Origin of the sequence: Micromonospora sp. HUAS YX12 (assembly GCF_040215685.1) — a bacterium.
Classification (GTDB): Bacteria; Actinomycetota; Actinomycetes; order Mycobacteriales; family Micromonosporaceae; genus Micromonospora; species Micromonospora tulbaghiae.
This window is the reverse complement of record NZ_CP157974.1, coordinates 6,321,564-6,345,749: the sequence shown is the minus strand read 5'-3', so window position 1 is coordinate 6,345,749 and position 24,186 is coordinate 6,321,564. Positions and strand designations below refer to the sequence as shown.

Below are 24,186 nucleotides of genomic sequence, written 5' to 3'. Positions count from 1 at the left end.
ATCAGCGCGGCTCCCACGCGTCCGGCTGCGCGGTCAGCTTGCGCACGTGGGCCGGCAGCCGGCCGCTGACCAGCTCGTCCAGGCTCACCTCGTCGACCACCCGGCGTACCGAGGCGCGCACCGCCACCCAGAGGCGGGGCAGGTTCTCCGCCGCCCCCTCGTACCGGGTCTCCTCGGGGCGCAGCCCGCGTACCCCCGCGAGCGGACCGTCGACGGCGCGCAACACGTGCCCGATGGTGATCTCCCGTGGTGGCCGGGCCAGCGTGTACCCGCCCTCGGCGCCGCGCTGGGCCCGGACGACCCCGGCCCGGCGCAGGTCGGCCAGGACGGCCTCGAGGAACTTGCGCGGCATGTCCTGCTCCGCCGCGATGGCCTGGGTGGACAGCAGGGCGGGGTACGCGGTGGCCAGGCTCAGGGCTGCCCGGACCGCGTAGTCGCCGCGCGCGGAGATCTGCACAGTGCCATCATGCCTGGCCGCCGGGTGCGGGGGAGTCGGCGGGCGGCCGGGGTCGCACCAGACGGACGGGCAGCGGGCGTTCCCGCTCGGCCCGGAACGTCCCCGGGCTCACCCCGACCTCCCGGGTGAAGAAGCGGCCGAAGTTCGTCGGCTCGGGAAAACCCAGCTCCCGGCCGACCGCGGCGATCGACTCGTCGGTGGCGGCGAGCAGCCTGCACGCCTGCAACGCGACCCGCTCGTCGATCACCTGCTTGGCGCTGCGGCCGGTCACCGCCAGGCAGGCCCGGGTCAGGGTACGCACCGAACAGCCGAGCTGGGCGGCGTAGTCCTCCACCCGGCGGGTGTGCCGGTAGCCGCGTTCCACCTCCCGGCACAGCCGCCGGAACGTCTCGGTCTCGGCCCCGGGCCGCGCGCCGTTGACCGGATGCGGCAGCAGGCTCAGCCGCAGCAGCAGTACGGCGAGCTGGTGGCGCAGCAGTGCCGCGGCGGCCGGCACCAGCGCGTGCCGGTCGGCGTCCACGGCGAGCTGGCTCACCTCGCTGATCACCGCGTCCTCGTCCTCACCGGCGAGTTGGCGGTGGGCGGGCACCGCGTCCGGGTCGACGTCGAGGCCGCGCAGCGCGTCCGGCCGCCAGCTGACCACCGTCGCGTCGAGCTGGGTGCCGACGAACCGCAGCGCCTGGCCGGGATGCGCGCGCAGCAGCGTGCCCGGACGGCAGGGGACCGGCCGGAAGTCCAGCTCGGCGGTGCCGTGGCCGTGGGTGACCAGGATCAGCAGATCGCGGTCGAGCAGGACCGGGCGGGGCCAGCCGGGCTCGGCGGCGAGATCGCCGAGCACACCGGTGACGATCTCGTCGGTGCCGGCGCGGAGCTCCGGCGGGCCGGTGCGGGTGGCCGGGGAGGGCTGACCGGTAGTGACCATCATCCCGACGGTAACCGGCCCGCCCGCACGTTGCATCTCGACGGTTTCACCCGCCCGGGCCGCTCTTGTCGGCAGCCGAGCCGGACGGTTAGGTTACCGATCGGTAAGACCCGGGCCGGCGTGCGTTGCGCACCCGGCCACGCGGCCCCGGCCGACCGGCCCGCGGCCGGGCGACGGCGATGGGATGGGCATGACGGATCTGTTCTCGGTCGACGGCAAGACGGTCCTGGTCACCGGCGGCTCACGCGGCATCGGGCTGATGATCGCGCGGGGCTTCGTCCGGGCCGGCGCCAAGGTGATCATCTCCTCGCGCAAGGCCGACGTGTGCGAGTCGGTCGCCAAGGAACTGTCCGCCGAGGGCCACTGCGAGGCGATCCCGGCCGACCTGGGCAGCGACGCGGGCGCGCTGGCGCTCGCCGAGGCCGTGCGCGAGCGGCACGACCGGCTGCACGTGCTGGTCAACAACGCGGGCGCCACCTGGGGCGCGCCGCTTCAGGAGTACCCGGAGAGCGCCTTCGACAAGCTCTGGGCGGTCAACGTCAAGGCCGTCTTCCGGCTCACCACCGCGCTGCTGCCGCAACTACGCGCCGCGGCCGGCGCCGACGACCCGGCCCGCGTGATCAACATCGGGTCGATCGACGGCATCCGGGTGCCGTGGATGGAGGTGTACGCGTACTCCGCCACCAAGGCGGCGGTGCACATGCTCACCCGTGGCCTCGCCCACCAGCTCGCCGGTGAGCAGATCACCGTCAACGCGATCGCGCCCGGACCGTTCGAGAGCAAGATGATGGCGTTCGCGCTGGACGACCCGGACTCGCGCGCCGCGATCGAGCAGCAGGTGCCGCTGGGCCGGATCGGCCGGCCCGAGGACATGGCGGGCACGGCGATCTACCTGGCGTCGCGGGCCGGCGCGTACCTGACCGGAGCGGTCATCCCGGTCGACGGCGGGATCACCACGCGCGGCTGAGGCGTACCCCCGGTTGGAGACGGCCCGGGGCCGCGCGGACTCGGCAGATCCGCGCGGCCCCGGGTGTCGCCGTGTCAGCGACCGGCCAGCAGCCGGTTCACCGCGGTGTCGACGTCCAGGTGCTCGGCCTCGCGGCCGCGCGGGACGACGACGTAGGTCCGGCGCAGGAAGCGCACCAGCACGCTGCGCGGAACCTCGAACAGGGCGTTGCCGTCCGGTGACGACAGCGCCAGCGCGACGAAGTCGCCGCGCGGGGTGGCCCACGGCCAGACCCGCACATCACCGATGCCGGCCGGTTCGTCGAGCCCGGTGACCAGCAGTTCGCGTGCGAACGACCAGCTCACCGCCTCGCCGCCGGCGGATTCGGCGTGGAACAGGACATGGACCGCATACGGGTCAGCAGGGTCGTAACGCAGACTGGCACGCACCGGCAAGGCGGTGGCGTCAGGCGCGACGAGCCTTAGCGACGTCTCGACCTCTACGGTCGTCGGTCGGATGACACTCATGGACGTTCTCCCCCCGGCACCGCTGCGGAACGCGCGTGTCCCGCTTTTCCCATACTCAGGTGCTGCTCCTGGCTACGCTCCGCCATACGCTGACTTCACCCAGTGGTGGGAAGGGGTTCCGAAAGCCCCCGGGACCGCTCGGCCCCGCGTAGAATTTCGGGTTCCGCCCACTCCGTCGTCCCGCCCGGCAACGGGTGGTTCAGTCGTCGACTTACTCCGGTAACGTCCAGTCGTCAGCAGGGGTGACGGTCCCGGGCGACACTGGGGGTGGAAATGGTCACGAGGGGCTCCTCGGTGACGTCGCGGACCACGGCCGAATCGCCGAAAGGTGCGGCCCGAGCAGCCGAAAGTCGGGGGTACGAGGTGCCGGTGGAAGGGCGGTCGCAAGGCGCTCTCATGGAGCAGCGCCGGCGGCGACGGGGCTGGCGCGGACGCCTGCACACCACGCTCGACCTCATCCGCGCCAACCCCACCGGCCGCGTCGCCCTGAAGATCTTCATCGGCATCCTCGGCGCCATCGTCGTCACAGTCGGTATCGCGCTGATCCCGCTGCCCGGGCCCGGGTGGCTGCTGGTCATCGCCGGCCTCGGCGTCTGGGCGGTCGAGTTCCACTGGGCGCGACGGCTGCTCGCGTTCACCCGTGGGCACGTCAACTCCTGGACGCGCTGGGTGACCAGACAGTCGCTGCCGGTGCGGTTCGTGCTCGGCGCCGTCGGGCTCGTGTTCGTGTCGGTGGTGGTGTGGCTGTCGCTCAAGTACAGCCTCGGCATCGACGTGGTGGCGCAGGCGCTGCACTACCTCGCGACGCACTGAGGCCCGGTTTTTGGTCCGGGCGGGTGATCGGGTAGAGTCATGCGCGCTGAGGGCGATTAGCTCAGCGGGAGAGCGCTTCGTTCACACCGAAGAGGTCACTGGTTCGATCCCAGTATCGCCCACCATGAATATTGGCAGGTAGAAAGCCCGTCACCGGTCTAGCCGGTAATGGGCTTTCGCGCTGTTGCCCCTTAAATTGGGAGCAGTTTGGGAGCAGTGGCGTCGGCGACCGCTTGCCCGTCCCGTCTGCTGACAACCTTGCCGCGGAGCGCTGAGCGTCGCTAGAGGGCGGTCGTGTCGAGATCAAGTCTCTGCCGGCCTTGCATCGCTGCCGCGCCACCCGCGAAGATCTACGGGCTCGTAGCTGGCTTGGCTATCATCCGGCTCGTCCGTGGCTACTTTGGACGACGGTTGATCATCGATGACGGAGCGGTCGTGACTTGTTGCGTGGCCTGGTCGCCCTGTGAGCGCTCAGGCCCTGCCGCGCCCTGGACCATCTGTGCGTGAGCAGTCCAGACCCTGACGACGTAGGGGCGTCAGACGTCTATCCGGAGCTACCCTGACGGAGGTTGCATCGATGGCTAACCTCGGTCTTTCATTTGAGTGTGACTGCATAGCCGATTCTCGATGAGTCTGATTCGCGTGGTTGCTGACGTTTTGACGGCATGCTGAGGGCCCGGCGTGGGGCCGGGTTCCTCCGAGTCGACTGGTAGTGGTGTGGGGCTGCGGGATCAGCCGGTGGGCCGGGGTAACGCGGCGAGAGCGGTGAATGCGCTGGTCAACGCGTCGGTCCAGGGCCAGCCGTTGGCGATAGCGAGACGGGTTCGGCGGGCGGTGCGGGTGATCCGGGCCGCGACGTGCAGCAGCCGGTAGCGCAGTTTCTTGGGCTCAGCGGTGGCGAGGTCACCGTCCAGCAGCAGATTCTGGGCCCAGGCGAGCAAGTCGATGCCGGTCAACGCGAGTTGGAGCCAGGCCTGGTTGATCGCGAACAGTCGGGACGGGAACCGGCCGAAGCCGGTGTCTTTTCCGGTGCGGATGCGGTCTTCGACCCGGGCGTGAGCCCGGTGGCGGGCTTCCAGGAACTGGATGCTGCCGGTGCCGGGCGGGGTGTCGGTGGCGACGAGTTGGTGCCGCCAGCCCTCGACGGTGTCGAACAGCGACAGTTGAGCGCCGGGGTGCGGACGTTCCCGGCGGACCAGGAAGCGGGTGCCCTCGGGCCAGCCGCTGGCGTCGAACAGGCCGGTGATCTCGCAGACTTCGGCATGTTCACGCAGGTCACCGTCGGTGTCGACGGCGGGGACCCAGCCAGTCGCGGCCCGGATCGCTTCACGCACGGGTTCGGTGATCGCGGCGCCGACCGAGAACCGGATGTCGAGGTGCTGATCCCGCAGGCTGCGGATATGGGCGAGGAACCCGTGACTGGAACCGGCAGCGTCGGCGCGGAGCAGGATCGGGGTGCCGTGCCGGCAGGCGTCGGGGATCTGGGCGAGGGCGTGGTCGAGGACGGTGACGTGGTCGGCGGTGGTGTTGGAACCGGCCCGGCCCTCCCGCAACAGCCCGGCAAGAGCTTCGCCGGTGTTGTCCAGGAAACACAGCAACGGGTGGTAGCCGAAGGTCTTCTTCCAGGTGCGGGTCGCCGCTTCCTTCTCGGAGTGGCAGATCACGATGGTCGCGTCGATGTCCAGGACCAGGCCGTCGACCAACTGGCCGGCGACCGCCGGTTGCGGCAGGTCACCGCGGGTGTCGGCGTGCTGGGCCCAGGCGACCTCCCGAGCTCGGGCCCGCGCGGCACGCAGCTCGGCCAGCAGCGTCTCGTCGAGTCGCGACAACAGTCGCCAGGCCGTGGGGTCGGAGGCGACCGTCCCGAACAGAGCCGCCTGGTCACGCAGCACGGCCAAATCGGCGATGGCCTCACCGCCGTTGGCGAGCATCACCGCCAGATCGACAGCGACACGGCCCGGATCATGGCCTCTGCGGCGCTGCCGCAGACCCGCCATGGCCTCACTGAACGCGCTGGTCAACCCGGTGGCATCGGCGAGATCAGCGAGCAGCCGGGCACCGGCATGACCGACCACGCCCCGCCCGTTCCCGGTCACGATGATCTTCGGACGTGTTGCGGTAGCCTTCACCCTGCAAGTGCCTTCCGTGGCGGGACTATGGGACCTTCGACAAGCCCTATTTTCCCTGATCAGAAGGCACTTCTTCGTTCTCGGTCCACACTTTGGACAGCCCTTAATGAAGGCCCGAGGCTAAGGGTGTATTTCCTAACTCACGGTGAGGCGATAGTGAACCGGTAGCGGACGCCGTCGCCGACTGGCCGGTAGACGGCGCTGTGAGCCGGGTCGAACGGGTTGGGCAGGAGATGGATCCGCCGCTCGGCGGCACGGAAGACGTTCGTGATGAAGAGGATTGTGTAGCGTTCGTTCCTTTTTAGGCCTCGAGCTCTGGTGATCTCCGCAGGGGTGAGTAGGAACTCGGAGGCTTCGCTCTCGGATGCCTTGACCTCGAACATCAGACGCCGGCGGCCCTGCTCGACCAGGATGTCGTACCCGAGGGTGTCGTCCCCGCCGTTGTCGCCGAGCAGCTGGTTGCGATAGCCGGAATGCCAGCACTGCAGCTCGTTCAGGCCCGGGTAGCGCTCCTTGAGCCACTCCAGCGCCGCGATCTCGCCAGCCAGACCGATTGCAGCCAATTTGGCCTCCGGCGGCCGGCCCTGCCGTGCGGCGGTCGTCCCGGGGCCGCCCCACCCGGGTGCACGGCGCGTCGGGCGTGCGGCGGCCTCCAGTGAGGTGTGACCATTGGCGGCGCGGAATTCGGGCGTGATGCTCGCCCGAACGGCCGTGGCGATTTCTGCGTAGTTCGTCTCGTCGGCTACCAGCTGAACCCCGTTGATCTGGACGGTCCGGCGTTCCAGCTCGCGGCGGTCGTGGATCTCCCGCTGTTGCTTTCGGGCCAGGTCTAGGGCGTTGGCGGGCAGGCCGAGCGTGCCCAGGTCGGTGGAGGGCGGCATGTCGGCCGGCCAGCGGTTGGTGTCTGCTGCCCAGGCCAGCAAGCGGTCCGCGTCGACTTGCTCGAAGTCCAGGATGCCTACGCTACTAGCCGCGTCGGCGACCGCGGTTGGCTCACCCGGCAGGCCGGACGGGGTAAGGCCGCGATGGGTCTCGTACGCCCGGACGGCCCGGGCGGCATCGGTGGCCCAGTTCAGTGCTGCAGTGCGATTGACAATCCGTAGCCGGTCGAGCGGTTCGAGCCCGGGACTAACGCCGAGATCATCGGCGCCGGACGCGGCCAGCCAGGCGTTGACTCGCTTGATCATCTGGGCGACGGGGACGGCGGGATAGTAGTCCAGTGCCCACTCCGGATCGGGGCCGAGGTTTGCCAGCGTTCGGTGCGCGACGTATCGGTCCAGCGGGCGGCCGGCCCGAAAGTCGGCGAGGAAGGCCGCCCGCAGGGCATCGAGGATCGGCCCGGTGCGCTCGGCGACGAAGGCCCGGAACTGCTGGGCGATCCCCTCCGGGTTGGTCAGAGGATGGTACGGCGCCCCGAGCGCCCGAATCGCCGCGTTCAACGGGCGCAGTTCGATACCCAGCAACCGCCGAGCCGCGTCCAGGCCCTCGGCGGCGGCCTGGAGCAGGGCGTCCGGCGTGGCCGTGGCGTCGCTGCGGTCGCACAGCCATGCCGCGATCTCGCCGGGGGTGGCTGCCGTGTCGTCGCCGTCCAGATCGTGCGCGCGGGCCGGGCCGAGGGCGGCGACCAGCGGGACGAGAACCTCGAGGGTGACCTCGTCGGGCCGGCGGATCGCGGCGCGCACCTCCTCCACCCTGGCGACCGGTTCGCCGAGTACGTCGGCGATCGCGGCCGGCGACGGGGACTGGTCGGGTCCGTAGCCGTCTCGGGCCAGCTCGATCAGGGCGAGCCGGAGGGACTCGTCCAGCGACGGATGACCGAGCAGTTCGCCGACGGCCGGGGCGGCGCATTCCAGTAGCCGCTGGCGGTCGGGCGAGCGCAGCAGCAGGACAGTTGGATGGGTGTCGTCTGGCACGGCCAAGTGCCGCGCCTCGATCGTATTACCGCCGAAGCCCGCCTCGATCCGGTCGGCCTCTACGACTCGGATCCGGCGGAGCATGGTGTTCGCCCGGCGCAGCACGTCCGTCCGACTGGCCCGGAGGCTGCGCCCCCGCAGGTCGATCACCGCGGCAACCAGGTCAGCGAACCAGTCCTGGTCCGGCTGCACCAGCAGCGGCGGCGCGTCCGACGGGGTGAACGGGATGCCGTCGACGGTCACCGCCGGGTGCACGCCGGAGACCCGCTGCACCCGAGCGCCGAACGCCGCGACCAGCCGGTCGGCGACGGCGGACGCCTCCGGGCGGCGCAGGCGGAGCACCGGGAGTCCGCACTGCTCAAGCATCCGGAGTCGTTGCCGCTCGTCCGTGTCCTGCACGAACACAGGATCGGTCGCCGTCTCGGCGGCGAGATCGATCACGTCGATGGTGGTGCCGCGGGTGACCACCAGCGGTGCCCGGCTCTGGTGGTCGAGCGGCGTCCCGGCGGACCGCTGGCGGACGAAATCCGTCCAGGCATCCTCGTACGCGTTGCGGAACGGGGGCACCACCGTGTCCGGTACCTGCCCGGCCTCGAGCAGTTGGGCCAGCAGGAGGACTCGGTCGGCCGCGGTGGCCGGGTCGTCCCAGGTGCGGATGCCGAGGCGGGTAGCTCGTGCCTCAGCGACCGGGCGGGCGTGGATCAGGCTGCGGACCCGGGACGCGATGACGGCGGCGAACGGCAGCGCGTCCCCCCGATCCGACCAGCCCTCGCGTGCCTTGCGATAGGTGATGTTGCTGCGGTCGCGCGGGGCGGTGACCGGCAGCCAGTCTGTCCCGCCCCGGGTTTGATGGAGACATCGAACACCCGGAGGATTCACTGTCATGGCGGCACCACGGAAGTACCCGGACGAGTTGCGCGAGCGCGCGACGCGGTTGGCGGTCGAGGCGAGGCGGGACCCGGCGTCGAGCGTCGGGGCGATCAGGCGGATCGCGGGGCAGCTCGGCGTGCATCCGGAGGCGTTGCGTACGTGGGTGAAGCAGGCCGAGACCGATGATGGAGTCCGGTCGGGGACGACGTCGTCGGACGCGGCGAGGATCGCCGAGTTGGAGCGGGAGGTTCGTGAGCTGCGGCGGGCGAACCAGATCCTGAAGTCCGCGGCGTCTTTCTTCGCGGCGGAGCTGGACCGTCCGTCGCGATGAAGGTCGATTTCGTCGACTCCCAGCGGGAGGAGCACGGTGTCCAGCCGGTCCTGCAGGCGCTCGAAGGCACGCCGGCACAGATCGCACCGTCGACCTACTACGCCGCCAAGACTCGCCCCGCCTCGGCCCGGGCGATCCGCGACGGCGAGCTGATCGCCAAGATCGAGCAAGTGCACGAGATGAACTACGGCGTCTACGGCGCCAGGAAGGTGTGGCACGAGCTGAACCGCCACGGCGTGGCCGTCGCCAGGTGCACGGTCGAGCGGCTCATGCGCGAAGCCGGCCTGCGGGGGCTGCTGCGGGACAAGTCCCCGCGGACCACCCGGCCCGCGCCGGAGACCGCACGCCCCGGTGACCTCGTCGAACGCGACTTCACCGCGACCGGCCCGAACGAGTTGTGGGTCGCGGACCTCACCTATGTGCGCACGAGCGCGGGATGGGTGTACGCGGCGTTCATCCTGGACGTGTTCTCCCGCATGATCGTCGGCTGGCAGGTGGCCACCTCGCTCTACACAGACCTGGCCCTCGACGCGCTACAGATGGCGATCTGGCGTCGGCAGGCCGGGGGCGCCGACCTGGCCGGCTTGGTCCACCACTCCGACAGGGGTGTCCAATATCGGGCGATTCGCTACACGCAGCGGCTGGCCGAGGCCGGCGCCGTCGCGTCGGTCGGCTCGGTCGGCGACTCGTACGACAACGCGATGGCCGAGGCGTTCAACTCGCTGTTCAAGGCCGAGCTCGTGCGCAACAAGGGACCCTGGCGCGGGCTGGACGACCTGGAGATCGCGACCGTCGAATACATCGACTGGTACAACAACCGGCGCTTGCACGGCGAACTCGGGCACGTCCCGCCCGCCGAGTACGAAGCCCTACACACGATGACCCACCCGGTCACCGAGACCCTGGAAACCAGATAATCCCGTCTCCATCAAACCCGGGGCTTGACAGGTCCTCGACCGGGTCGAGGTGATGCGCGCTGTGCCGCAGCCAACGGCCGTGAATCGTCGCCTCGTACACCACCAGCCGCCGCTGGTCGAGGTGCAGCAGATACAGCCACTCCAGGGCCCCGCCGACGTCCTCGCGCAGCGCACCCCGCCGAACGGTGGCGTCCTGAGCGACGACCGGGTAGCCCAGCCCGGGCACGGGCGGCTGCCGGTCCCAGCGCCGGGGCTTCGGGTGGACGGCGAGGGACCACCAGTCGTGGGCCAGCAGCGCGGCGGCCATAGCGCCGGTGTCACGGCCGAACGTGTCGGTCCAGATCCGGCGCAGCAGCGGCACCAGAACCTCCGGACTCTCACCGAACTGGATCAATCGGGCGGTGTAACTGCCGCGGAACGCGGCGACACCGATCAGCGTTGGTGTACTCACGTGCCTTCCCTCCTCAGGAATGCGTGGATGGGGTTGCGGCGGCCGTCCCAGGGCGGGCCGACCGTCGAGCTTGGGTGCCAGGGACGCGCCGGCATCACTCATGGTTTTCGCGGGGAGGCGGCGGTACTCGAACCCCGCGGTATCGCGCCCACCGAACCGCGCCGATGGGCAGGAGGCGACGGCTCAGGCGGGCATGTCGGCGGCCGGTATTACCGTGCGTGGATGGCTCCGCGGATCGAGGACATTGGTGACATCGCAACCGCACTGCGGGGTACTGCTCTGCACGGCCATCCCGTAGAGGAAGGGCCCGGTCACACCTTCGTGGTGGAAGAGGTCGATCCTGGCCGACTACTCGATGCCTGGCAGGCGGCTCATGCGGCCATGCCTGTTACAGGCCGCTGGCCGGTGTTCACGCTGCCAGGCGTCCCCGGCCACGAACCAGATGCCGATGAGCTCGCCGACCTGGACCAGGTGGCTCGGACGCTGGATCCGTGGTCGGTGTATCGGCGATACCGCAGGGATGACGTCCAAGACCAGGAAGACGTTGAACGCTATGTCCAGACGTTTCTGGGTGACGACATGGTCACCAGGGCCATCGAAGAGCTGACCCCACCCACCACGTCGGCAGCCCTGCAGCGGTGGACCTACGACACCCTCATCGCCGATGGGCAGCTCGCCTCCCGAGCCTTCAGCGGGTCCGAGTACCTCGTCGGCACCGCCCGATGGCACACCCCGCCGCAAGTCCAGCTGGTGCTGCTGCCCACGACGTCGCAGTGGCTGGCCCCCGCCTGGGTGCCCTACTTCGGAGCCGACCGCGACAAGGGCGTCGCCGCATTGGCAGCAGCGATCTGGCAGTGGGAACAGCGGTGGGGCGCCGCCCTGATCGCCGCCTGGGGAACCATGCTGCAGTTCACCGCGCAACGCCGGCCGCACCCCGGTCCGCAGGCATGGGAGCTGGCCAAGGAGCAGTTAGCCGTCGGTGGCAGCTTGCAGTGCGAACAATGGCAGCTCGCGATCGCCCTCACCCGAGGCGACGCATGGTTCCTGCACGACCGCCCCTGAATCACGTCGACCGCCCGAGCGGGGCGTTCTGAGCGGCCATGAAGGGCACCGGGTCGATCGCACCGTTCGGGCTGGCATCGCCGTGGCGGTGCACCTCGTAGTGCAGGTGCGGGCCGGAGCTGTGGCCGGTGGAGCCGACAACACCGATGGGCTGCCCGGCGACGACCGGCTGCCCGACCGTCACCATCGGCGGCTGGTCCATGTGGCAGTAGCGGGTGAGCAGCCCACCGGCATGGTCGATGTCGACGTACCAGCCGCAGCCGCGCGTGAGAACGGGGTCGCCGTCGCGGTCGCAGCCCCATCCGCCGCCGGTGTCGGCGTGGACGGCGTTGCAGCGGACGGTGCGGACGGTCCCGGCGGATGCCGCGCGGATGATCGTGCCGCGCGGGGCGCTGAGGTCGACGCCGTCGTGGCCCGGTCGATCGCCGGTGCGGAATCCGGATCCGACAGGGGCCAGGACGGGCTGCGTCCAGGGGCCGGTGGCCCCGCACCCGACCAGGCCGCCGGTGTCGGCGATCGCGGTGACCAGCTGGGTGGCCGGTCCTTCCCATGTCGCGTAGGCGTCGGGAAAGGCGCTGATCTGCACGGCCTGGGCGGCCTCGGTCAGCGGCATCGCCTGCCAGCCGTCGACGTCCTGCAGCCTCTGGTAAAACCTCGTTGCTGCGTACTGGGGATCGTGCAGCTGTTCCGGTGTGCCCCAGCCATGGGAGGGGCGCTGTTGAAACAGGCCGACCGAGTCGCGGTCTCCACCCGGGGTATTGGTCAGGGAGGATTCCTGCATCGCAGTGGCCACGGCGATGACCCAGCCGCGGGGCGGGACGCCCAGGCGCATGCCGACGGTGGTGATGGTGGCGGCGTTGCCGACCTGCTCGGCGTTCCAGTCACCGATCGGAGCGATCCCGCCCAGGGCGGGGCCGCGGGCGGCCGACGGGGCGGTGGGCGTGACGCTGGTAGTCGGCCCGCACGCGCCGGCGCCGCCGCCGCCGAAGATCAGGGTGGTGGCCAATCCGGAGCACAGCAGCAGGACGCTGGCGACCGCGATGGCGATCCAGGACAGCACGCGGATGGTCATGACTGGTTGCTCCTTTGAGGAAGGGCAGGCGGCGGGAGCGGGTCGGGCGCGGGGACGGCGAAGGCCGAGCGGGGCCTGGACAGGCGTCGCGCGGCCTTCGGGCGGGGTGCGGGAATCAGCGGGCGAGAATGGCGACTTTCTCGCCGTGCAGCAGGGGCGCCCCGTCGGGGCCTTTGATGTGGGCGTTGATCCAGATGCGGTAGGGGTGGCCGTCGCGGTCGATGAGGCGTCGCCAGTGGCCGCGGACGACGAACCGCACCCGGTAGTGCCACTTGGGCTCGCCGTCGGTCGGTTCGGCGAGAGGGCTGGTGCGGCGCAGCATGACCACGCGGGTGTCATGGCGGATGCCGGCCCGTACCGCGCGGCGCCGCGCGGCGCGGTCCAAGGGGGCGGCGGCCACGGTCGCGAGGGGTTGAGCCTGGATACGCCAGAAGGCATAGGCGACAGCGGCGCAGGCCCGCATCGCGGTCGTGGTCTCGTCAATACAGAACCGGCCGTCGGGCGCCGGTTCCCAGTCGCGGTCGTCCCCGTCGAAGACGGCAAGGTCGGGGCTGGGGTCGACGGACTGACCGATGGGGATCTCGGTGACGTCGGTCAGCACGTAGGGGCCGAACTGACGGGCGAGATCCGGCCGGGCAGCGAGCTGCGCACGACGGCGCACCGCCGCCGGGTCGTGCGCGTCATGGTGGTCGGCCCAGCCGGCGACGGCCCAGAAGAACCGGCCGCTGCTGGTGCTGGTGGTGCGGGCCCAGGTGATCGCCCCGATCGAGGACACCTCACCGCTGAGGCTGCGGTGGTAGATCGGTTCGGGAAGGAACAGCACCCCGCCGTCATCGGGGGCGACGTCGGCGGGAAGCACCTCGCCGGTCAGGTCGAGGGCCGCCGCGGCGGCGGCGATGATCGCGGTCATCGCGGGGGCGATGACGTACGGTTCGCCGAATCGCCACGGGTTGGCGGTGATGGCACGCACCGCGTCGAGGACCTTCGCCATGCCCCCGGAACTGGGACTGGGGTGGTCGGCGAGACGGCTGCCGAAGAACGCCTGCAGGTACTGCGCCGCAAGCGGACTGCGGTGGTAGTCGACCATGCGGATGCGCAGGTCGACGGCGGTGCGGGCGTAGCCGGCGAGTGTGTCGTTCGGTAGGAAGTTCACTAGTTCTGCCTCCAGGGTGCGTGCTCAGGCGGCCGACGCCGCCACGGGTGGACGCCGGTGAAGCCGGGATTCCGGCAGCACCGCGCCCGGTACGGACGCGGGCCGCATCACAGGTGCCGGCGAGTGGGCCGGGGTGAACCAGCCGGTCAAGCGACGCGGCACGGCGGGCACGGGGGCGCGTCCGCGTGCGGTCCCGGCCGGACGCGGCGAAGGCGGCGGAGCGAGTGCGGTGGTGGCGCGGCGGGCGCGTTGTTCGGCGTGCCGGGCGGTGCGCAACGCCCAGCAGGGGGCGTACTGCCGGCGGCACTGCAGGTTCCTGCAGGCACCATCGGATCCCAGTTGATGGGCGGCGGCGACGTCGACCGCGAGCGCCCACAAAAGCCTGTCGGTGACGTCCTCCGGTACAGAGGTGCGGTCGCTGGGACGCCGGCTGCGGTCCTCGGGGTCTGCGGGGTGTGCCATGCGGGTGGCCCTTCGGTCGGCGGATCGCGGGCATGCACGGTCGCCGCCCGACTCGCGCCGGGGCCTCTGGAAATGCTGCCGCCCGGACGACGGACGACGACCAGCACTGATCGACGCTCATCTCTCGACGAAGGTCAAGTCATGTCGGACGGGTGAGACGTTGCCCGCCCGACACGGCAGTGAGGAGTCGCCGCTCAGGTGGCCTGCTCGGGATCCAGGCGCACGCGGGTGGGGTCGACGGTGATGAGCAGGTGGCGGAAGACGTCAGGCAGTGGCGGCGGTTGTTGCCGCCGAGTGGGGTCGATGGAGACGCCGACGCTGCCGTAGGGCAGTGGTGGTGGCTGGCCCGATGACCCAGGGCCGCTACTTGCGATGATCAATCAGCCAACATGGGCTGGCGACCGGAACGCGGCATGAGCGAACGCGCCTTCACGCGGTCCCTCGGTCCGAGCCTGGCGTGCCTGAGAAGTTGTTCGACCACCCAGGCCTGCCGGTGCCGGGAAGGCGACCACTGCGTGAGCCGGGATGTACTCATCGGCGCCACCGGCCAACTGGCGGAAATTGCTGACCGCCGGCCCGGCACCCCACCGCCGTACGCGCTCCGGTCGGCTGACCGCCGGCCACCGGCGCCCGTCCGTGACCGTGCGGAAAGCCGGAAAGGCGTTTCTCCGATTGGCGTTCGCTCCGTAGGATCTCCGGCGATCAAGGGGGATGAAGCGGTGGGCGATTTCCAGCAGTTCGTGGCGGATGTGACTTCGCGTCTGTCCACCATGTCCAAGGCTGAGTTGTACATCGTCGGCGACGGTCTCGACCGGGACTCACTTTGGCTCACCTTTCTCGATTCCTTCCCCGCCGGTACCAATCTGCGGTTCCGTGAGCGGTCCGAGTACGACTGCTCGACGTGCCGCGGTTTCATCAAGCACTTCGGCAACGTCGTCGAGATCCACGACGGGCGGGTCCGTACCGTCTGGTCCGGGGCGTCGGCATCCGACCCGGTCTTCTCCGTCGTCGCCGCCGCTCTGGACGAGTTCGTTCTTTCGCTGCCGTTGTCCACCATCTTCCGGTCCACCCAGGCGCAGTACGGGACGAAGACCACCCGGACGCTGCGCGACGGCCAGGTCGAGGTGTGGCATCACCTGCACGGCCGGGTGGAGAACCGGCATCGCATCGAAGACGTCGGCGCGGCACAGGGCAACTTCGACGCGGCGGTGCAGGTCTTCCAGCGTGGCCTGGCCGAGCTGACCCCGCACGCTCTGGACACCGTCGTCGACCTGATCGACGACAACGCCCTCTACCGCGGCACGGAGCATCGTCGGGCGGTGACCGAGTTCCGGTCGCTGCAGAACCAGTGGACGACGGCGACCGACAGACGGGCCTTCGTCTTCGCCAACGCCATGAACCCGGCGGCACGCCTTCGCAACACGGTGATCGGCACCCTCGTCCAGGATCTCTCCGCGGGCGCCGACCTGGAGCAGGCGGTCCGGTCGTTCGAGACGAAGGTGGCACCGCAGAACTACCAGCGCCCCACGGCGTTGATCACCCCGGCCATGGTCAAGGCTGCCATGAGGACCATTGACGAGTTGGGCATCGAGGATTCGTTGCAGCGACGGTTCGCCCGGCTGTCCGACGTGTCGGTCACCAACGTGCTGTGGGTCGACAACGACACACAGCCGCGGATGAAGGACGGCATCGAAGGGCTGCTCATGCAGGCGGCCACCGTGAAGTCGGCAGGTGCGCGCCTTCGTGACGCGAAGCCCGAGGAGATTCCCGTAATCTCCTTCATGAAGGACATCCTGCCCACCGCCACCACCATCGACCTATGGGTCGCCAACACCTACGAGCCGCACTTCGTCAGTCTCACGACCGGCCGGCACCCGGCTGCTCCGCGGTTGTTCAAGTGGGACAACGACTTCGGCTGGTCGTACGGCGGCAACGTCACCGACTCGATCAGGGAGAAGGTCAAGCGGGCCGGCGGCAACGTCACCGGCAAGCTGCGGGTGAGCCTGTCCTGGTTCAACCACGACGACCTCGACCTGCACGTGTTCGAGCCCAACGGCGACCACATCTGGTACCAGGAGAAGCGCAACAAGCTGGACGTCGACATGAACGCCAGCGGGCCGCTCTCCCGCGAGCCGGTGGAGAACGTCACCTGGACCGACCGTGTCCCTGACGGTGAGTACCGGATCGAGGTGAACCAGTACCGCAAGCGGGACAGCGCCCAGGGCGGCTTCGTGATCGAGACCGAGAGCAACGGGAGGATCGAGCACTACCGCCACGAGCGCGCGGTCGGCCACAAGGAGACCGTCGAGGTGGGCCGGATGACGGTTACCGGCGGTGTGATCACTGCTTTCCGGCCGGGTGAAGACCTGCAGCCGGGCAGTGCGGGCAGGCAGGTGTGGGGCATCACCACCGAACAGTTCGTGCCGGTGTCCACCATCATGTACTCGCCGAACTACTTCGACGACAACGAGGTCGGCAACCGGCACTACTTCTTCATCCTGAAGGGGTGCGTGAACGACCAGCCGACGCGGGGGATCTACAACGAGTTCCTCCGCGGCGACCTGCAGCCGCACCGCAAGGTGTTCGAGGTTCTCGGCGACCGCACCAAGTGCGAGCCGTCTCCGGACCAGCTGTCCGGCCTCGGCTTCAGCTCCACGGTCCGCAGCTCTGTGGTCGCCAAGGTGACCATGACCGGCGGCCGACGCCACCTCATCAGCATCCAGTTCTGATTCCCTACCCAGAAATCGGAGAGGCCATCGTGACCATCTTTGAAAAGGCCACGCGGGAAAAGTTCCGCTATCCGTCGGCCAAGGGACTGCTGACCACGGAACAGTTATGGGAGCTTCCGCTGACCGCCAAGTCCGGCTTCAGCCTCGATGATGTGGCCAAGGCGGTCAACGCCGAACTCAAGGCCGTCGACACCGAGTCGTTCGTTGCCACCGAGGCCAATCCAGCCAAGGCGACCTTGGAGACCAAGTTAGAGGTCGTCAAGCACGTCATCGCCGTCCGCCTCGCGGAGGACCAGGCGGCGAAGGCGGCGGCGGCCAAGAAGCTCGAGAAGGAGAAGCTGCTGGCGGTCCTGGGCCGCAAGCAGGACGCGGTCCTGGAAAACCTGACCGAGGCAGAGCTGCTGGCCCGAATCAACAACCTGTAGCCCGCCTACAATCTGCCAGCAGATCCGCACATCGCCGGGAAGTACGGTCGCCATGCAAGACCTGCGCGGCCAGGCCAGCGCTCAACGGCCACGTCTCGGCGAACTCACATCGATACAACAGCGACCGCGACGCCCTCTCCTCGGCTAGATCCGGACATCGCCCGGGCTCGCCAGAGGCCGCCGTATGTGGTCGATGACTTTATGTGCTGGCCGCAGCTAACGGCCAGCTCGCCGCGTTGCGCATGCCGAAGGCTGTATGTAATCGGTGGCGTCCGCGGCTCTGCCCCTGCAACCCGTACGCGAACAGCTCGCCTTGAGGCTGCTTCCAGCTCGCCCTGGCGACGGCGACGAAAACGCCCCGGTGCAGGGGCGCCCGTGGACCGCGGTCCACTCGCTGCCGGTGGTGGCGTCCGCCGACGCGGCGGGCCAGGCATACGGGGCTGACCTTCACCGGTCGGCCGCCGTCAACGGGTTCGACGACGACGCCGACCGGCAGCGGGTGACGGCGGTGAGTCTCGCCCGGCTGCTGACGCGGGCCATTGCCAGGTCGATGGTCACCTGGCCACCGATCGTGTACAGGTGAGGGACGCTCACGGCGGATGTGCTCCCGACGAGGTCTCGGCGACCGTCGCCGTGGACGGGGAAGGTAAGGGCTGGGCGGGCGAAAGCGGGGCACGGTGAAGACCTCGCGTCATCGGCGCGAGGCCCCCTGGCGTGTCCGTAAGCGGTCAGTGGCGGCGCAGGTCCCGCAGGCGGGAACCCGGCGGCGGCCCGGTGTGACTGGTGGTGGCGGTGGCGCCATGGACTCCGGCACCGGATTGCTTTGCCCGATACATAGCGATGTCGGCCTGGTGCAGCAAGGTCCGCGGGCCGACACCGAGGGCTGCGCTGGTGTGCCCGACACTGGCACGCACGGCCAGCGCGTGCTCGCCGAGGTCGACGGGGTGGCCGCCGACCGCCCGCCAGGCGGCGCGGGCGGCGGCGGCGACCTCGTCGGGGCCGCCGTCGACCAGCAGGGCGAACTCGTCGCCGGACAGGCGCGCGGCGAGGCGCACCGGCCCTCGCAGGGCGGCCAGCCGCCGGCCGACCTCGGTGAGGACGTCGTTGCCGGCCTCGTGGCCGAAGGTGTCGTTGACGGCTTTGAAGCCGTCGAGGTCGAGCAGGACGAGCCCGAACGGGGCATCGGCGCGTGTGGCGCGGGTGAGGGCGGCGAGCAGGGCCCGCCGATTCGGCAGACCTGTCGTGTCGTCGTGGTCGGCAGAGTAGCGGGCGCGGGTCAGCGCCTGCTGCTGGCGCCACAGCAGCGCTGCGGCGAGGGCGAGACCGGCGAGGACTCCACCGACGGCGGTGACGATCGAGGTCAGGATAGGAGACACTTCGGAAGCTCCTTCTCTAGTAAGGAGCACCGGGGGCGGGCGTGGTTCCGGGAAGTTCGACGCCCGCCTCCGGGCTACCGGCAGGGCGGGGTCGTTCAGGCGGTGGGATCGGCGAGGGCGAACGTGGCGGGCTTCTCGGCAGCCAGGACCACCTCCCCGGTCCCGACGAGCTTCACGGCGGCGTTGTGGACCGCGCCCGCGCTGGCCTTCTTCGCGCCGGTTCCCTCGTTGGCCCGGTCGACCAGCTTGCACAGCTCGCTGACCTTGTACTGCCGGCCGGGGTTGGCCTCGAGGACGTCGAGGATCGCGCCGCGCAGGGTGCCCGACGCCCGCCGGGTAGAGGCCTGTGCCGCCTCGCCCGCCGCCTCCGTGGCCGGCGGCGCGGCCGGTGCTTCCGTAGCGCGTTCACCCGTGGTGCTGTCGGCGGCCGTGCCGGCTGAGGGACGCTGCGGTGTGGCCGGTCCGGCCTCCGCATCGTTCGCTACGGACGCCGGTCCGATGGCCGAGCCGGTGCCGTCGGTCGCGACGGGCACCTCGGGCTCGGCAATCGAGCGGTCGCTGTCGTCGCCGTGCTCGATTTCGGTGTCCTCGGCTTCAGCGGCCGCATCGAATGCCGCGCCGGCATCACCAGGAGCTGGCGATGCCGAATCCTGGGGCGCGTCCGGCTGCCCGTCGGCGGGAACCTCGGCGGCTGGCCGCTCGTCGTCGTCCTTCGCGTCAGCCTCCCCAGTGTTCTGCCTGTCGTCGCCGCACGGCCCGTGCTCTGCGGCGGCGCCGGGTGTGTCGGTGTCGCGGGTGGCGGGCTGCGGTGTGGGCTGACCGTGTCCGCCCTGTTCGGTATGCGCGCGGCCGGCGTCGGTCAGCCGCCACAGGGTGGGTCCGGTGTCGCTTCGGGTGGGCTCGGCCAGTCCCGCGGTGTGGAGGGTGCGCAGTTTCGGGGTGGTGGTGGAGTAGCCGAGGCCGGCGTCGGTGGCGATGGCAGCGGCGGTCGCTTCGCCGAGCCGGTGCAGCGCGGCGAGGACCTTCACGACGCTGGGCGCCAGTGGCGCTGGCACGGGCGTATCGGTGGTCGTATTCGTGGGGGTGCTGGTCATGGGCGCGTGGCCCCCTTTCTCCTGCCGTCGGCAGGGGGTTGGTGAGTGAGGCGTGCACTGATGCACGCTCCGGACCGGGTATCGATCAAGTCGTCTGCCCGAGATGTGGGACTCCGCCGGGCGGCGCCACAGGTGCGCCGCCCGGTGATCGCACGCCCGGCAGCCTGTTGGTGACCGGGGTCAGTGGGCGGCGTGGTAGGCGTCGCGCACCGCGGCGGGGATGACGCCCCCGGTTCGTGGCCGGGGCAGGTTCAGTTCCCGCCAGTTGACCGTCCACCACCAGGTGCGGATCTCCTGGCTCTGGACGCGGCCGGTCGCGGTGCCGCGCTGGCGCCGCGCTGCCCGGGGCTGTTTCGGCAGGCGCCGCCCGGCCATGAGGAATGGGCCGAACGCTGCGGCCATCCGGTCGAAGTTGCCGGCGGACAGGTCGATCTCGTAGGTGATGCCGTTGAAGGCGAACTGGTGGGTGGCGACGTCGTCGGTGGAGCCGTCAAGGTCGTCGACGAGAATCGCGGTGATCTTGGTGGCCATCAGGGCCACCTCCTTTCCACTCGGGTGGGTTACCGGGCGGGTCGGTGACTGCCGAGGCCGAGCTGCCGGCCGATGACGGGCCCGCGACGCACGGCGGCGACGGCGGCGGGCAGGTGTCGGCGTTGCCAGCCGTGCAGGGCGGCGGCGAGGTCAGCGCCGTACTTGCGGTGCTGGATGAGGGCGGCAGCGAGGCCGGCAGCCTGCTCGATGCCGTTGTTGGCGCCGCGCGCGGTGTGCGGGCGCACGGGGGCGAGGGCGTCACCGAGCAGAACGGCATGACCGGCGCCGACCGGCCACACCATCCGGTGCGGTGGGGTGATGTCGAGGACCGGTACCGCCATGCGAGTGGTGGTGGCGCGCACAACGGCAGCGTGGTCGGCCGGTAGGAGCAGGCCCGCGCGGGTGTCGACGTGGGCGCGGGCGGCCGGGCTGACATGCCGGGGCAGGGCGAAGACCCGGCGGGTGGGGTCGGCGCCGAACCGCTGCGCGTACTCGGCGCGGGTGCAGTCGAGGTAGAAGGTCCAGTCGCAGCCGCCGGGTACCGGGGCGAGGTTGAACTGCACGCCCGGGCAGGGCTGCAACCGCAGGAAGTCCCGCAGCCCGGGCTGCGGGGTGATGCCGGCGATGCCGCGGTGGGCGACGTAGCCCGCGTACCGCAGAGCCCGCTCGGGATCCAGCAGCCGGCGGCCGGTGGAGGACCGGCCGTCGGCGAACACGACCAGGTCGGCGGCCGCGGTGTGGCCGTCGCGGAACCGCAGCACCGGCCGACCGTCCTGCTCGACCAGGGCCGTGACCTTCATACCGGTGTGCAGGACACCGGCGGGCAGGCGGCGGATCAGCGCCTGGTGCAGCAGCGTCCAGGTGGTGTTCCGCCCCGGATAGGTACGCCGGATCGTCTCGGCCGGCCGGCGGTCGAGGACGGTCATCTGGACGATGGCTTCGGAGTCATGGGCGACGAACTCGTGCTGGCCGATGTCGAGGCGGTCGAGCACGTCGAGGGCGGGGTGTTCCAGGCCGATGAGGCCGCCGCCCAGAGGCGCGGACGCCGGCGCGGCCTCGAAGACGGTGACGTCGTCGAATCCGGCGCGCAGCAACAGCAGCGCGGTGACCGGGCCGGTGATACTGCCGCCGATGACGGCGATGGTGGGCCTGGTGGCGGATGTCATGAGGGTTCCCTTCTGGAGGGCGGGAAACCCGGGCACGGCCGTGCCCGGGTGTGCGCGAGTGCGCGGGGTGGCCGGGCATCGGCCAGGTGGTGCCAGTGAGAAGGAGAGTCAGCGGCGGTGGGCCGCAAACACACAGGTCAGCCGCCGTACTCCGGCGGGCCTACAGAGACGCGGGCACGTGGCGCCGCGCTGCGTCCACTGATGCGCGAGGCGCGACCGGACGGGCAGCGGGAAGGTGTGGCCTTGCCCGGTTACCGGCCGGGCGTGGTGAACGGAGGCGGCACGGAAAGGATCCGCCGGGCCCGCTGCAGCACCTCGTCGGCGACCGTGATCAGCGGTGTCGCGTCCGGGGGCGTGGCCGGGGTCGTGCGGTGCCAGCCACTACCGGGGCTGCTCGCGATGATCGTCCAGGTGAACAGCGGGGTGAGGACCTCGGCGACCGCCGTGCTCTGCGTGGCGTAGCTGTCGCGGCAGACCCGCACCCGCAGGACGTACCCGTCGATGTGGTGCACCCGGCTCAGCTCGTAGGTGCCGTGGCCGCGCTGGTGAAACACCTCGTCAACGATCACCGCGACCGGCCCTCCGGGTCGGTGGCGCGGGTCGTCGCCTCGGACGCGACACGGCTCCAGGGCCACTGGTAGGCGCCGACGGCGTAGCAGCCGTTGGCATCCGGGACGACCCGGTCGGCCTCGACCCAGCGGCTGCCCAGGCCGTCGTCGTCCTCCCACTCGACGGTGACCTCGTCGCCGTCGAACCACAGCCGGGGATGCTCGCCGGGCATGTCACCGGGGTAGAGGGCGTCGAGGTGGACGGCCATGCGCTGCACCGCGAACCGAGGGAAGCGGCACAGCACCCCGGTGCCGGCGAGGGCGGTGTAGCCGGTGGCGACCAGGGCGCGGTAGGCGCCGCCGCCGACCACGTCGCAGGTCACGGTCGCCGGCGCCCAGGTGGCAAGCGGCGGGCTGATGTCGCCGCGGCTGCGGGAGACGCGGTAGCGGCCGCCGGTGGTCTCGCCCGCCGGGCCCGGGTGCAGCCCGAACCAGTGCATCCCGTGGCGGCGGGCGTGGCGGAGCAGGTCGAGCAGGTCCCGGCGGCCGTCGAAGTGATCGGTGTGCAGGGGCAGGAATCCGTTCCCGTCGTCGGCAGGGACCGGGTTGCCGGTGGCGCCGGTGGCGGTGTGGATCCAGGTTTCGGCGCGGACGCGGTGGCCGGCGCCGTCGACGTCATACCAGCGGGGGACGCCGTAGGAGGACAACCAGTCACCGTCGATGTCGTGGGACCAGATGAGCGCGGCCTGGTCCGGGACGCCGGCCCGGTACTGCTGCCGGGTCCTGCGGTGCGCGCCGGTGGAGGCGGCGTGTTCGGCGAGCGGCAGGACGTCGTCGAGGCGAAACCACAGTCGATCGGACATGGCGGGGAAACCTCCTGATCGTGGAAGAGGGAAAGGCCGGCCGCTGTGCTGGCCGGGCGTGAGGGGCGCCCCGGCCCGGGGCGCCGGGCGGCGCCGCGCGGAGCCGGCAGCGGGGTCCACGCCACGCTGCTTCGGCCCGTGGGGACGGCCCATGGCCCGCAGGAGCGGGTCGGATGGAGTCCCAGGCGGGCGTGGTTCAGGTGGCGGTGGACGTTGGCGTGGCGGCAGTGGCCGCACTCGTCGCGGCCAGGTTGCGTCGCAGGGCCGGGGACGCTCAGGGCCGCGGCTGCGGAGCTTGCGTCCGCTGCTGGTGGCCGGCCCGAGGGGGGATGGGGTAGAGCCGGTCGGGCCGCCGCCGATCCCCAGGGAAGAAGAGGATGGGTGGCGGCGCCCGACCGGTTCCGGTGCGGTGGTGCTACAGGGCGACGGCGAGCAGCCGCTGGTCGGCCTCGACGGTGTCGAGGTACCGCATCGCCTGCTCGAGGTAGGTCACCCGGTGGGTCAGGGCGTCGCTCGCCGGTGCCAGCTGGTGCCCGTCCGCCGTGAGCAGGGCGTCGCCGCACACCGCGGTGGTGGCGCTGTAGTGCTGGTAGGCCATCGGGCCTGCCTGGAACATCTCCAGCTCCCCCAAAGCGAGGTGGGCGGCGCCGTAGGCGGCCGCGTTGTGCATCCGCATCGCGTTGACGCGGGGCTGGTGGTGGAAGTCCGCCTCGGCCCGCTCACGCGGGTAGCGGGCAGGGTCGGCCAGGTGGCGGGCCAGCAAGGCCGGCCACGGGGTCGCCGGCCGCGTGCCGTGCACGACCTGCTGCCACAGTTGATGGCGGATGCCGGCACCGACGCCGGCGGCCTGGCGCATGGCGGCGAGGCCGAGCAGCTTGACCGGTCCGCCGGCGCAGTAGACCGGGCGTCCCTTGCGGGGCGCGACCAGGTGGCCGCGCTGCCACAGCCACATGTCCGGGATGGCCCAGAAGCGGGGCTGCAGGGTGCCGGACACGCCGAAGTGCCGGTCGAGCTGGGTGTCGGTGAGTGCCTGCGACGGCAGTCCGTCGGGCAGGCAGACGATCATGCTGTGGATCGTCGCGGTCGGCGTGACCAGCGGCCTGGTAGGCGCCGTGGTGCCGGCGGTGGTTGCCGCTGGGCCGGTCGTTCGGCCCCTGCAGGGCATCACGCGGGTGCCGTAGCGGCTCAGGGGAGTCGCGGCATCGTTGGTTGCGGTCATCTGGGGTTCCTCCTTCGCTAGGACGTGCTGTTCGCGCGCGGAAGCGGCCGGCCCACCGGGTACATGGGTCGGCTCGCGGGGCGAACAGGGGCAGGTGTAGCGGGTGGTGCTGATGGTGGGGTGCGGACCTGGGGGTCGCCGCGCGGCGCGGGAGCCGACCGGCCTCGAAAGGCGGGTGGGCGGAGCGCACCGTGGGGTGCGGCGGTGGTT

Annotated in this window: 22 protein-coding genes, 1 tRNA gene and 1 other annotated feature; of the genes, 7 read left to right on the top strand and 16 right to left on the bottom strand. The window is 70.8% G+C overall.

Annotation, left to right across the window (positions count from 1 at the left end; genetic code table 11):
- Position 1 precedes the first annotated feature (1 nt).
- Both ABIH81_RS30075 and ABIH81_RS30070 read right to left on the bottom strand, forming a co-directional pair.
- Positions 2-457, bottom strand: a complete 456-nt coding sequence (locus ABIH81_RS30075; RefSeq protein WP_349878214.1) for an Rrf2 family transcriptional regulator — start codon at positions 455-457, stop codon at positions 2-4.
- A gap of 7 nt (positions 458-464) precedes the next feature.
- Complete coding sequence (locus tag ABIH81_RS30070) at positions 465-1,382, bottom strand: AraC family transcriptional regulator (protein ID WP_349878213.1); 918 nt, start codon at positions 1,380-1,382, stop codon at positions 465-467.
- 187 nt (positions 1,383-1,569) lie between these two features.
- On the opposite strand from ABIH81_RS30070, the gene ABIH81_RS30065 reads away from it, so the two are divergent.
- The gene (locus ABIH81_RS30065) at positions 1,570-2,346 is read left to right on the top strand and encodes a glucose 1-dehydrogenase (protein ID WP_349878212.1); all 777 of its coding nucleotides are present in this window, start codon (positions 1,570-1,572) and stop codon (positions 2,344-2,346) included.
- 74 nt (positions 2,347-2,420) lie between these two features.
- Here the strand turns inward: ABIH81_RS30065 and ABIH81_RS30060 are convergent, their stop codons facing one another.
- On the bottom strand, positions 2,421-2,852 hold the full coding sequence (locus ABIH81_RS30060) for an SsgA family sporulation/cell division regulator (RefSeq protein ID WP_007457244.1): 432 nt from the start codon (positions 2,850-2,852) through the stop codon (positions 2,421-2,423).
- Positions 2,853-3,125: 273 nt separating this feature from the next.
- On the opposite strand from ABIH81_RS30060, the gene ABIH81_RS30055 reads away from it, so the two are divergent.
- Both ABIH81_RS30055 and ABIH81_RS30050 read left to right on the top strand, forming a co-directional pair.
- On the top strand, positions 3,126-3,665 hold the full coding sequence (locus ABIH81_RS30055; RefSeq protein ID WP_349878211.1) for a TIGR02611 family protein: 540 nt from the start codon (positions 3,126-3,128) through the stop codon (positions 3,663-3,665).
- A gap of 50 nt (positions 3,666-3,715) precedes the next feature.
- Positions 3,716-3,790: transfer RNA gene (locus ABIH81_RS30050), tRNA-Val, on the top strand.
- A 606-nt stretch (positions 3,791-4,396) separates the two neighbouring features.
- Here ABIH81_RS30050 and ABIH81_RS30045 read toward each other — a convergent pair.
- Positions 4,397-5,854: an IS1380 family transposase gene (locus tag ABIH81_RS30045; protein ID WP_349881246.1), complete on the bottom strand. Its 1,458-nt coding sequence runs from the start codon at positions 5,852-5,854 to the stop codon at positions 4,397-4,399.
- Positions 5,855-5,934: 80 nt separating this feature from the next.
- The gene (locus tag ABIH81_RS30040) at positions 5,935-6,177 is read right to left on the bottom strand and encodes a hypothetical protein (protein ID WP_349881245.1); all 243 of its coding nucleotides are present in this window, start codon (positions 6,175-6,177) and stop codon (positions 5,935-5,937) included.
- Between the two features lie 2,413 nt (positions 6,178-8,590).
- Between ABIH81_RS30040 and ABIH81_RS30035 the strand changes: the two genes are divergently transcribed.
- Positions 8,591-9,825 (top strand): IS3 family transposase gene (locus tag ABIH81_RS30035; protein ID WP_349878210.1). Its coding sequence is split into 2 segments (ribosomal slippage): positions 8,591-8,870 and positions 8,870-9,825, totalling 1,236 coding nucleotides; the frame shifts between segments, so codons are not numbered across the junction.
- Positions 8,866-8,997, top strand: a sequence feature (AL1L pseudoknot). (Overlaps the previous gene by 132 nt.)
- Here ABIH81_RS30035 and ABIH81_RS30030 read toward each other — a convergent pair.
- Positions 9,800-10,276, bottom strand: a complete 477-nt coding sequence (locus tag ABIH81_RS30030; RefSeq protein ID WP_349878209.1) for a hypothetical protein — start codon at positions 10,274-10,276, stop codon at positions 9,800-9,802. The two genes, ABIH81_RS30035 and ABIH81_RS30030, sit on opposite strands and share 26 nt — an antisense overlap.
- A 222-nt stretch (positions 10,277-10,498) precedes the next feature.
- Here ABIH81_RS30030 and ABIH81_RS30025 point away from each other — a divergent pair, with 222 nt between their 5' ends.
- The gene (locus ABIH81_RS30025) at positions 10,499-11,338 is read left to right on the top strand and encodes a DUF4253 domain-containing protein (protein ID WP_349878208.1); all 840 of its coding nucleotides are present in this window, start codon (positions 10,499-10,501) and stop codon (positions 11,336-11,338) included.
- Position 11,339: 1 nt separating this feature from the next.
- Here ABIH81_RS30025 and ABIH81_RS30020 read toward each other — a convergent pair whose 3' ends face one another.
- Together ABIH81_RS30020 and ABIH81_RS30015 are read right to left on the bottom strand one after the other, a co-directional pair.
- Positions 11,340-12,410, bottom strand: a complete 1,071-nt coding sequence (locus tag ABIH81_RS30020) for a peptidoglycan DD-metalloendopeptidase family protein (RefSeq protein ID WP_349878207.1) — start codon at positions 12,408-12,410, stop codon at positions 11,340-11,342.
- A 115-nt stretch (positions 12,411-12,525) separates the two neighbouring features.
- Positions 12,526-13,563 (bottom strand): hypothetical protein, encoded by a 1,038-nt coding sequence (locus ABIH81_RS30015; RefSeq protein WP_349878206.1) that lies wholly within the window; start codon positions 13,561-13,563, stop codon positions 12,526-12,528.
- 1,181 nt (positions 13,564-14,744) lie between these two features.
- On the opposite strand from ABIH81_RS30015, the gene ABIH81_RS30010 reads away from it, so the two are divergent.
- Together ABIH81_RS30010 and ABIH81_RS30005 are read left to right on the top strand one after the other, a co-directional pair.
- Positions 14,745-16,754: a hypothetical protein gene (locus tag ABIH81_RS30010; RefSeq protein ID WP_349881244.1), complete on the top strand. Its 2,010-nt coding sequence runs from the start codon at positions 14,745-14,747 to the stop codon at positions 16,752-16,754.
- Between the two features lie 29 nt (positions 16,755-16,783).
- Positions 16,784-17,179 (top strand): hypothetical protein, encoded by a 396-nt coding sequence (locus ABIH81_RS30005; RefSeq protein ID WP_043328857.1) that lies wholly within the window; start codon positions 16,784-16,786, stop codon positions 17,177-17,179.
- Between the two features lie 447 nt (positions 17,180-17,626).
- Here ABIH81_RS30005 and ABIH81_RS30000 read toward each other — a convergent pair whose 3' ends face one another.
- The 8 genes from ABIH81_RS30000 to ABIH81_RS29965 all read right to left on the bottom strand — a co-directional run bounded on the left by ABIH81_RS30000 (position 17,627) and on the right by ABIH81_RS29965 (position 23,823).
- Positions 17,627-17,773: a hypothetical protein gene (locus ABIH81_RS30000; protein ID WP_349878205.1), complete on the bottom strand. Its 147-nt coding sequence runs from the start codon at positions 17,771-17,773 to the stop codon at positions 17,627-17,629.
- A gap of 134 nt (positions 17,774-17,907) precedes the next feature.
- Positions 17,908-18,555 (bottom strand): GGDEF domain-containing protein, encoded by a 648-nt coding sequence (locus tag ABIH81_RS29995; RefSeq protein WP_349878204.1) that lies wholly within the window; start codon positions 18,553-18,555, stop codon positions 17,908-17,910.
- A 95-nt stretch (positions 18,556-18,650) separates the two neighbouring features.
- Positions 18,651-19,649 (bottom strand): MarR family transcriptional regulator, encoded by a 999-nt coding sequence (locus ABIH81_RS29990; RefSeq protein ID WP_349878203.1) that lies wholly within the window; start codon positions 19,647-19,649, stop codon positions 18,651-18,653.
- Positions 19,650-19,829: 180 nt separating this feature from the next.
- On the bottom strand, positions 19,830-20,180 hold the full coding sequence (locus tag ABIH81_RS29985; protein ID WP_349878202.1) for an Lsr2 family protein: 351 nt from the start codon (positions 20,178-20,180) through the stop codon (positions 19,830-19,832).
- A gap of 29 nt (positions 20,181-20,209) precedes the next feature.
- Positions 20,210-21,346 carry a monooxygenase gene (locus tag ABIH81_RS29980; protein ID WP_349878201.1) on the bottom strand — a complete coding sequence of 379 codons (1,137 nt, stop codon included), beginning with the start codon at positions 21,344-21,346 and terminating at the stop codon, positions 20,210-20,212.
- A gap of 251 nt (positions 21,347-21,597) precedes the next feature.
- Positions 21,598-21,915 (bottom strand): hypothetical protein, encoded by a 318-nt coding sequence (locus ABIH81_RS29975; protein ID WP_349878200.1) that lies wholly within the window; start codon positions 21,913-21,915, stop codon positions 21,598-21,600.
- Positions 21,912-22,757, bottom strand: a complete 846-nt coding sequence (locus ABIH81_RS29970) for a hypothetical protein (protein WP_349878199.1) — start codon at positions 22,755-22,757, stop codon at positions 21,912-21,914. The genes ABIH81_RS29975 and ABIH81_RS29970 overlap by 4 nt, the downstream gene beginning before the upstream one ends.
- 415 nt (positions 22,758-23,172) lie before the next feature.
- The gene (locus ABIH81_RS29965) at positions 23,173-23,823 is read right to left on the bottom strand and encodes a hypothetical protein (RefSeq protein ID WP_349878198.1); all 651 of its coding nucleotides are present in this window, start codon (positions 23,821-23,823) and stop codon (positions 23,173-23,175) included.
- Between the last annotated feature and the right edge of the window lie 363 nt (positions 23,824-24,186).

What these genes read in the sequence shown, in the direction of transcription:
- ABIH81_RS30070 (WP_349878213.1), bottom strand. Translation starts at nt 1,382, where the DNA reads ATGATGGTCACTACCGGTCAGCCCTCCCCGGCCACCCGCACCGGCCCG.
- ABIH81_RS30065 (WP_349878212.1), top strand. Translation starts at nt 1,570, where the DNA reads ATGACGGATCTGTTCTCGGTCGACGGCAAGACGGTCCTGGTCACCGGC.
- ABIH81_RS30060 (WP_007457244.1), bottom strand. Translation starts at nt 2,852, where the DNA reads ATGAGTGTCATCCGACCGACGACCGTAGAGGTCGAGACGTCGCTAAGG.
- ABIH81_RS30055 (WP_349878211.1), top strand. Translation starts at nt 3,126, where the DNA reads ATGGTCACGAGGGGCTCCTCGGTGACGTCGCGGACCACGGCCGAATCG.
- ABIH81_RS30040 (WP_349881245.1), bottom strand. Translation starts at nt 6,177, where the DNA reads ATGTTCGAGGTCAAGGCATCCGAGAGCGAAGCCTCCGAGTTCCTACTC.
- ABIH81_RS30025 (WP_349878208.1), top strand. Translation starts at nt 10,499, where the DNA reads ATGGCTCCGCGGATCGAGGACATTGGTGACATCGCAACCGCACTGCGG.
- ABIH81_RS30020 (WP_349878207.1), bottom strand. Translation starts at nt 12,410, where the DNA reads ATGACCATCCGCGTGCTGTCCTGGATCGCCATCGCGGTCGCCAGCGTC.
- ABIH81_RS29990 (WP_349878203.1), bottom strand. Translation starts at nt 19,649, where the DNA reads ATGACCAGCACCCCCACGAATACGACCACCGATACGCCCGTGCCAGCG.
- ABIH81_RS29985 (WP_349878202.1), bottom strand. Translation starts at nt 20,180, where the DNA reads ATGGCCACCAAGATCACCGCGATTCTCGTCGACGACCTTGACGGCTCC.
- ABIH81_RS29980 (WP_349878201.1), bottom strand. Translation starts at nt 21,346, where the DNA reads ATGACATCCGCCACCAGGCCCACCATCGCCGTCATCGGCGGCAGTATC.
- ABIH81_RS29970 (WP_349878199.1), bottom strand. Translation starts at nt 22,757, where the DNA reads ATGTCCGATCGACTGTGGTTTCGCCTCGACGACGTCCTGCCGCTCGCC.
- ABIH81_RS29965 (WP_349878198.1), bottom strand. Translation starts at nt 23,823, where the DNA reads ATGATCGTCTGCCTGCCCGACGGACTGCCGTCGCAGGCACTCACCGAC.